At 74.0% G+C, this 6,749-nt stretch carries 3 protein-coding genes; all 3 read right to left on the reverse strand.

The window, feature by feature from the left end; all coding sequences use genetic code 11:
- Positions 1 to 15: 15 nt before the first annotated feature.
- The gene (locus tag ACWGKU_RS06065) at positions 16 to 1,653 is read right to left on the reverse strand and encodes an amidohydrolase (protein ID WP_359897604.1); all 1,638 of its coding nucleotides are present in this window, start codon (positions 1,651 to 1,653) and stop codon (positions 16 to 18) included.
- 52 nt (positions 1,654 to 1,705) lie between these two features.
- A complete protein-coding gene (locus ACWGKU_RS06070; protein ID WP_401050906.1) occupies positions 1,706 to 3,133 on the reverse strand; it encodes an APC family permease in 1,428 nt (475 codons plus the stop codon).
- A gap of 333 nt (positions 3,134 to 3,466) precedes the next feature.
- Positions 3,467 to 6,749: non-ribosomal peptide synthetase (locus ACWGKU_RS06075; RefSeq protein ID WP_452191363.1), on the reverse strand; the 3,283-nt coding region annotated here is incomplete at its 5' end.

The raw sequence follows: 6,749 nt of genomic DNA on the forward strand, positions 1-6,749 counted from the left end.
CGGCCCCTGCCCGGCTCAGTCCGCCGCGTGCACCAACTCGCCGCCGACGTACGTCCGCAGGACCCGGGCCCGCGCGATCTCCTCCGGCGGCCCGGTGAGGATGTCCCGGTCGAGCACGACCAGGTCCGCGAGCCGTCCGGCCGCCAGCACGCCGGCGTCGTCGTGCCCGTTGAGGTACGCGCTGCCGGCCGTGTACGCGGCGATGGCCGAGCCCAGGTCGAGCCGCTGCTCGGGCAGGAAGACCCGCCCGTCGGTGGCCTCCGGTTCCATCCGGTTGACCGCCACGTGCAGCCCCGCCAGCGGGTCCGGGCTGCTCACCGGCCAGTCGCTGCCCGCCGCCAGGGTGGCGCCGGCCCGCTGGAGGGCGCCGAACGGGTACTGCCAGGCGGCCCGTTCGGGCCCGAGGAAGGGGATGGTCAGCTCGTCCATCTGCGGCTCGTGCGCGGCCCAGAGCGGCTGGATGTTGGCGACGGCGCCGAGCCGGGCGAAGCGCGGGAGGTCGTCCGGGTGGACCACCTGGAGGTGGGCGAGGTGGTGCCGGGCGCCGCGCCGGCCGTTGGCGGTGCGGGCGGCCTCGACGGCGTCCAGCGCCTCGCGCACGGCCCGGTCGCCGAGCGCGTGGAAGTGGACCTGGAAGTCGAGCGCGTCCAGTGCGGTGACGTGGCCGCGCAGCGCCACCGGATCGACGAAGCTGAGGCCGGAGTTGGCGGTGGCGCAGCCGCAGCCGTCCAGGTAGGGGCTGGTCATCGCGGCGGTGAAGTTCTCCGCGATGCCGTCCTGCATGATCTTCACCGAGCCGGCCCGGAACCGTCCGTGGCTCAACTCCGCGCGTCGCCGCACGAGTTCGGGGATCTGTTCGGCACCCCGGTCCCGCTCCCACCACAGTGCGCCGGTCACCCGGGCGGTCAGCGCGCCGGAGCGGGCGGCGGCCAGGTAGGCGTCCGACGGGTCCGGCTGGCCGTTGAACGCGCCGAGCAGCGCGTCCTGCCAGCCCGTGATGCCGAGCGAGTGCAGCAGCCGCTGGGCGCGCAGCAGCCCGTCGAGCCGGTCGGCGGCGGTCGAGGGCGGCACCAGCCGGGCGACCAGGGCGGTGGCGCCCTCCTGGAGGGTGCCGCCGGGAGTGCCGTCGGCCTCGCGCTCGATCCGCCCGTCGGCCGGGTCGGGGGTGTCGGCGGTGAGCCCGGCGAGTTCCAGCGCCCTGGTGTTGGCCCAGGCGCCGTGGTGGTCCCGGTTGGTCAGGTACACCGGCCGGTCGGGGACGACGGAGTCGAGCAGCTGCCGGGTGGGCAGTCCGCCCTCGAAGCTCTCCATCGACCACCCGCTGCCGGTGATCCACTCCTGCTCCGGGTTGGCGTCGGCGTACGCCCGGACGCGCTCCAGGTAGTCGGCGACGCCGACCGTCCCGGTGAGGTCGCAGGAGGCCAGCTCGGCGCCGCCGAACACCGCGTGGATGTGCGCGTCCTGGAAGCCGGGCAGCAGCAGTTTGCCGGTGAGGTCGACGACCTCCGTCCTCGGCCCGATCAGCTCCCGGACCTCGTCGTGCCCGACGGCGGTGATCCGTTCGCCGACGACCGCCAGGCCGCTCGCCCGGGTGCGGGCCGCGTCGCCGGTGTGGACGGGGCCGTGGGTGAAGACCAGATCGGCCTCGGTCATGGGTGGTGCTCCGTTCTCGCGTCCTCGTGATTCGTCCTGCCGTGCTGCGGGGTCAGTCGGCCACGGCGCCCTCCCGCAGGAAGTACGGCGAGCGCCGCCGCCAGCGGGCCCAGGCCGCCGCCGGCAGCCCGCTGACCACCATCATGATCACCACGGACAGCTCGAACCACCCGTTGTCCGCGGCGAGTTCGAAGTGATCCGTGGAGTCGTAGAAGCTCCAGGCCAGGTACCCGCCGACGGCGAGCAGCGCCGCCGCGCCCAGCAGCGGCCCGACGACCGCGCGCAGCCCCTCCGGCAGGTCGGTGCGCAGCAGTCCGCGGAACCGGACGGCGGCGGCGACGGCGGTCAGCGCGTAGTAGAGCGCGACGACGATGCCGATCGCGTTGACCGCGGCCGAGATCAGGTCGTTGACGGTCGGGATGGCGATCGAGGCCAGCGCCAGCAGGACCGCGACGCCGGTGATCAGCAGGGTGCCGACGGCGGGCGTGGCGTGCCGGGGGTGCAGCCGGGTCCAGACCGGGCCGAGCACCCGGTCGCGCCCCATCGCGTACATCCCGCGGGCGGTCGGGATCACCGAGGACTGCAGCGAGGCCACGGCGGAGAACATCAGCGCGATCAACGGCAGTGCGGCCAGCGGCTGTTCGGCGAGCTTGGTGCCGAAGTAGGTCAGCCCGTGGGCGCCGTTGTCGGCCAACTCGTCGATCGGCAGCACCCGTTGGAAGGCCGTTCCGGCGAGCAGGAACAGCGCCAGCATCACCACCAGGGCCAGCAGACCGCCCCGGGAGGCGTCCCGCGGGTCGCGCACCTCCTCGCCGACGCTGAACACCGACTCGAAGCCCCAGTAGCAGAACACCGCGAGCACCATGCCCTGGGCGACCGCGTCGAAGGAGGGGATGTCGAAGGGGTTGTACCACTGGAGCGAGAACGGCTGGTCGCCGGCGAACAGCCCGTAGCCGCAGAAGCCGAGCAGCACGGCGTACTCGAAGACCAGCAGCGCCTTCTGCAGCCTGGCCGCCAGGTCCAGCCCGCGCACCGCGACCAGTGCGGCGCCCACCAGCACCACCAGGCCGATCAGGGTGCACTGGACGGTCGAGTCGGCGTCGAGCCGCAGCCCGGCGACACTGCGGACGTGGGCCTGGTCCAGCAGCTGGACGATCGAGGAGCCGGTGACGGTCGTGGTGTACGCCATGAAGACCACGGTCCCCACGGTGTTCACCCACCCGGTCAGGAAGCCCAGCCAGGGGCTGAGGATGCGCCCGACCCACCGGTAGCTGCTGCCCGCGTCCGGCTCGACGGCGTTCAGCCGCCCGTACCCGCCGGCGATGGCGAGCACCGGCAGGAAGGCCAGCAGCATGATCGCCGGAAGGTGCAGGCCGACCACGCCGGCCATCAGGCCCAGGCCGATCCCGATGCTGCTGGTGGCGGCCGTGCTGGAGGCGGCGATCACCGCTCCGTCCACCAGGCCGAGCGATTTGCGCATCGTGACGTGGGAGCTTCGCGCGTCCGCTCTCGGGCCGCCGCCCGTGTCCTTCACCGTCGATGCCAACGGATCACCGCCTTGGTCGTGGGGTGCGCGTGTGGGGGAATCCCGGTACCGGTCGCAGAGGGTGACGCGGGCGGGAAGTGCGAGCCATGAAACCGGCGGCCCCGCCACACGTCAATGGCGTTGTCATAAGCCTCGGCGCCGTCACCGCCCCGTCCCGGCCCGTCGCCGCCCCCTCCCGCCCCGGCCCGCCCCGGCCCGAGGGCCCCGCCGGTCGTCCGGCGGGCCCCTCGGTGTCTCCTGCTCCTCCCGGTGCGTCCTGCCGGGGTCCTAACCCTCCGGGCCCTCCAGCCACCGGCTCGTCGCGTCCCAGGCCGCCCGCAGCGCCTCCGGCCGGGCCAGCTCGTGGTGCCCGCACGGCAGGGCCGTCTGCACCACCGCGCCGGTGACGTACGGCTTCCACCGGACCCCGAGCGGCGTCCCGGCCGGCTTGCCCAGCAGCGCCGCCACGTGGATCAGGTCGCCCTGGAACGTCCCCGGAACGTGCGCCGTCGCGATCTCGACGTTGTTCGCCCGGACGCCCTCGGCCACGGCCAGCTCCTGGTCGGAGAGGTCGAGGCCGAAGCGCTCGCCGACCCGCAGGACGGCGTCGGTCCAGTCGACCTCCTCGATCCCGGGCTCGTCCACGCCCTGGTCCACGGTGACCGACGGGTAGGCGTCGAGCACGACCAGCGCGCCGACCTCCTCCCCGACGGCCTGCAGCTGCACCGCCATCTCCTGCGCGACGACACCGCCCAGCGACCAGCCCAGCAGGTGGTACGGGCCGCTCGGCTGCACCGCCCGGACCTGCTCGACGTAGTCCGCCGCCATCTCCTTGACCGAACCCGGCAACGCGCCCGGCTCGCTCAGACCGCGCGCCTGGAGGCCGTACAGCGGCCATTCCTCGGGCATGATCCCGGTCAGCGGGGCGTAGCACCAGCTGAGACCACCGGCCGGGTGCACTGTGAAGAACGGCGGCCGCTCGCCACCCGCGCGCAGCGGGAGCAGGACCTTGAGCCCCTCCGCGCCCGCCGGCCGGCGCAGCCCCCGGACCAGGGACTCGACCGTGGGGCCCTCGAAGAGGTTCCGGACCCCCACCGCGACCCCGAGCGTCGACCGCAGCCGGTCGACCAGTGTCACCGCCAGCAGCGAATGCCCGCCCAGCTCGAAGAAGTTGTCGTCGATGCCGACCTGGGGCAGGCCCAGGACCTCGGCGAACACCTCGCAGACCAGCCGCTCGTCCGCCGTGCGCGGCGCCCGGTAGGACGACTCCAGCAGCTCCGTCCGGTCCGGCGCCGGCAGCGCACGGCGGTCCAGCTTGCCGTTGACCGTCAGCGGCAGCGCGTCCAGCACCGTGATCGCGGACGGGACCATGTACTCCGGCAGCACCCCGCCCAGCCCGGCCCGGACCTCGGCGACGTCCACCTCCGCGGCCACGGCCGCGTCCACGGCCGGGACGACGTAGGCGGCGATGCGCCGGTCACCGGGGACGTCCTCACGGACGATCACGGTGGCCTGCGCGATCCCGGGCCAGCCGAGCAGGGCGGCCTCGATCTCGCCGAGCTCGATGCGGTGGCCGCGGATCTTCACCTGGTCGTCGGTGCGGCCCAGGTACTCCAGCGTCCCGTCCTCGCGCCAGCGCGCCAGGTCACCGGTGCGGTACATCCGCTCCCCGGCCGAACCGAACGGGCAGGCCACGAACCGCTCCGCCGTCAGACCCCGGCGGCCCAGGTAGCCCCGGGCCAGGCCGGCACCCGCCACGTACATCTCACCGGGCACCCCGACCGGAACCGGCGCGAGGAACCCGTCCAGCACGAACACCCGGGTGTCGACCACCGGCGAACCGATCGACACCTCGCCCGCCGACGGATCGCACGGCCACATCGTGGCGTCCACCGTCGTCTCGGTCGGGCCGTACGAGTTGAACACCCGGTGGTCGCGCATCCAGCGGGCCATCACGTCCGGCGGACAGGCCTCACCGGCGGTCACCAGGACGACGTCGTCGGCGATCGACCGCTCGTCCAGCGTCGCCAGGACGGCCGGCGGCAACGTCACATGGGTGACCCGCTGCTCCGCCAGGAAGTGCGGCAGGGCCTCGCCCAGGCGGCGGTCCTGCGGGATCACCACCAGGGCCGCGCCGGTCAGCAGGGCCATGAACCACTCCCAGCCGAAGGTGTCGAAGCCCGCCGAGGCGAACTGCCCGACCCTCGACCCGGAGCCGACCCCCAGGTACCGCACCTGACCGGCCACCAGGCTCGCCACACCCGCGTGGGAGACCAGCACGCCCTTGGGGCGACCGGTCGACCCGGAGGTGTAGATCACGTACGCCGCGTCCGCGGTCCGCACCACGCGGTCCACCAGCGCGCCGCCGTCCAGGCCGGCCAGCTCCGCCACCGTCTCCGGCGCGTCCAGGACCAGCGCGCCGGAACCGGGCAGCACCGACGCCGTGCCCGCCGAGGCCAGCACCGTCACCGGCCTCGCGTCCTCCAGCATGTAGCCGATCCGGTCCGCCGGGTACGCCGGGTCGATCGGCATGTACGCACCGCCGGCCTTGACGACCGCCAGCAGCGCGACCATCAGCCCGACCCCGCGCTCCAGGCAGACGCCGACCACGGACTCCGCGCCCACGCCCCGCGACACCAGCAGCCTGGCCAGGCGGTTCGCCCGGGCGTCCAGCTCCCGGTAGGACACCTCGGCCCCGTCGGCGGCCACCGCGACCGCCTCCGGCAGCCGCGCCACCTGGGCCTCGAAGAGCTCGCCGACCGTCGCGGCCGGAACGTCGGAGGCGGTGTCGTTCCAGGCGGTCAGCAACCGGTCGCGCTGCCGGTCGCCGAGGACGGGAATCCGCTCCAGCGACGTACCGGCGTCCCGCTCCAGCGCGCCGACCATGTTCTCGACCGCCGTGTGCAACAGACCGCACACCACGTCCGGGTCGATCGGCGAACCCGCCTGCACCGAGAGCCGGAAGCCGGCACCGGTGTCGTCCACCGAGGCCGTGAGCGGGTAGTTGGTCCGCTCGTGCCCGTACAGCACCCGGATCCCGGCGAGACCGGTGCCCTCGCCCGTCGCGCCGGGGCTGTGGCGGTAGTTGAGGAGCGAGGTGAACAGCGGGCTCTGCGCCGGCAGACCGGTGGCCTGCTGGGCGAGGGTCAGCGGGGCGTGCTCGTGCCGCAGCAGCTCGCCCAACTGCACCTGCGCGGCCCGCAGTCCGGCGTCCAGCGCCCGGGTCGCGTCGATCCGGATCGGCAGGGTGTTGATGTACAGACCCGGCGTCCGGTGCGCGGTGCCTCCCGCGTCCATCCGGCCCAGGAACACCGTGCCGAACACGGGGTGCGTCTGGCCGGTCGTCGCGGCCGCGACACGGGCCCAGGCCAGGTGGAAGAACGCCGCCGCACTGACGCCGTGACGGCGCGCCTGCTCACGGACCCGGCCGGCCAGCTCGTCCGGCAGCTCGACGATCGCCTCGCCGGTGTCGCTGCCGTCGCCGTGGGTGTCGAGCACGCCGTACGGCGCGGTCGGCTCCTCGACGTCACCGAGCGCCCGCTCGAAGTACGCGCGGTGCTGGTCTGCGGTG

The sequence above is a fragment of the Kitasatospora sp. NPDC054768 genome, from assembly GCF_053612025.1.